General features: G+C 66.2%; 2 protein-coding genes and 1 pseudogene. All 3 read right to left on the reverse strand.

The annotated features are described in order from the left end of the window. The coding region (locus ACK5KK_RS15315; protein ID WP_416890950.1) for a lyase family protein at positions 1 to 876 on the reverse strand (876 nt) is incomplete at its 3' end. A 96-nt stretch (positions 877 to 972) separates the two neighbouring features. Next, positions 973 to 1,302 (reverse strand): peptidase, encoded by a 330-nt coding sequence (locus ACK5KK_RS15320; RefSeq protein WP_416890951.1) that lies wholly within the window; start codon positions 1,300 to 1,302, stop codon positions 973 to 975. Further along, a pseudogene (locus tag ACK5KK_RS15325) lies at positions 1,299 to 1,682 on the reverse strand (inorganic phosphate transporter); the annotation flags it as partial. The gene ACK5KK_RS15320 and the pseudogene ACK5KK_RS15325, both read right to left, overlap by 4 nt.

The following is a 1,682-nucleotide window of genomic DNA, read 5'->3' on the forward strand; positions in this document are numbered from 1 at the left end:
GATCGCCGCACGCTTGAGAGAGGCCGAGAACGACATGAACGACCCGGTATCGCTGGTCGCTTCGACCAGGTCGGAGGCCGTCTCAAGGTCGAGTCCGGTGATCTCGCGCAGGTGCTGCACGACAGCGCCCGCGTAACCGGGATGGGTGGTGATGCCGGTCCCGATCGCCGTCGCCCCCATATTCACCCGGTAGAGCAGATGAGCATTCTCAGTGAGACGCTGATGGTCGTATCCAAGCGTCGAGGCGAACCCGTGGAACTCCTGACCCAGGGTCATGGGCACCGCGTCCTGGAGCTGCGTACGCCCCACCTTGAGCACGTCGTGAAACTCGGCTGCCTTCGCAAGAAAAGATCGTCGCAGCAGGTCAAGTTCGTCGAGGAGAGTGATCAGATCGAGCCCAAACCCCACCTTCACCGCAGTCGGGTAGACGTCGTTGGTGGACTGCGAGCGATTGGTGTGGTCGATCGGCGAGAGGAAGGCGTAGTCGCCCTTCTCGCGGCCGGCGAGCTCAAGCGCGATATTGGTGATGACCTCGTTCGCGTTCATGTTCGTCGAAGTCCCCGCGCCGCCCTGGATCACCCCGACGACGAACTGGTCGTGGAAGCGGCCATCGATCACCAGTTGCGCCGCGCGATCGATGAGGTCGGCTTTGTCAGCCGCGAGCACCCCGATCTGCTTGTTCGCCCGCGCGGACGCCTGCTTCACCATGGCCAGACCGCACACGAGATCGCGGTAGACGGAGATGGGCCGCTGTGAGATCGGGAAATTCTCCAACGCTCGGGCCGTGTGGATTCCCCAGTAGGCGCCCGCCGGGATCTGGAGGGACCCGAGCGAATCGGTCTCCGTGCGGGTCGGGGATTCAGGTTCGTCAGGCATGGTGTGGTGTCTTTCGGATCGCAGCATCGTGCAGAGGCTCACTCGACCCTACGCCGCGGTCGGTCGACGGCGTTGCAGACCCGCGCGGCAACCGGCTCAGCCACGAACGATCAGGAGAATGCCGCCGAGCACCGCGATCGCACACAGCCCGAAACAACAGTAAGCGCCGACGAGCGCGATCCTTCGCTGAACAGGCGTCAAAGGGTTGCGGCGAGCCGCCTTCGCCGCCGCCTTCGCCGCGCGCCGCTGCTCTTTCGGGGTCATCACGGTGATCGCGTCGGTGAATTCCGCTGGCGGCGCCAGCGGAATTCGTCCGGCGCGTACCAGAAGCCGGATCGCGAGGGCATAGAACCCGACGACCAGAATGGTGCCGGCGAGCGCAGCGAGGAAGACCTGCACGAACGCGAGGCCGTCGATGGTGATCATCTTTCGCCGTCCTTCGCGACAGCGTCGCGCTCCAAAGCCGCCGCAGCTGCCTCCTCACGGGCTACCCGGCGCTGGCGGCGAGTCAGCGGCGGGTATCGCTTGACCTTCACTGCGGCACCGGAGTCGGCCACCTCGCTCATCGCATTGCTCGCATCGACCCGCGCGCTCCGCGAACGGAGGAAAAGCCCGAGGATCACAACGAGCGCGAGAACCGCGTCGACGAACACGCCCCATCCGCCCAGCCACACCACGATGAGCGCCGCTGCCGCGCCCACCGCACCCGCCGCGGGAAGGGTGAGCACCCAGCCCACGGCGATGCGTCCGACAGTGCGCCACCGCACCCGCGAGCCGCGGCGGCCGAGCCCCGACCCGATCACGGA

This window comes from Microbacterium sp. (assembly GCF_047972865.1).
GTDB lineage: Bacteria > Actinomycetota > Actinomycetes > Actinomycetales > Microbacteriaceae > Microbacterium.

Excerpts from the sequence above, each read along its gene's own strand:
- ACK5KK_RS15320 (WP_416890951.1), bottom strand. The coding sequence starts at position 1,302 with ATGATCACCATCGACGGCCTCGCGTTCGTGCAGGTCTTCCTCGCTGCG.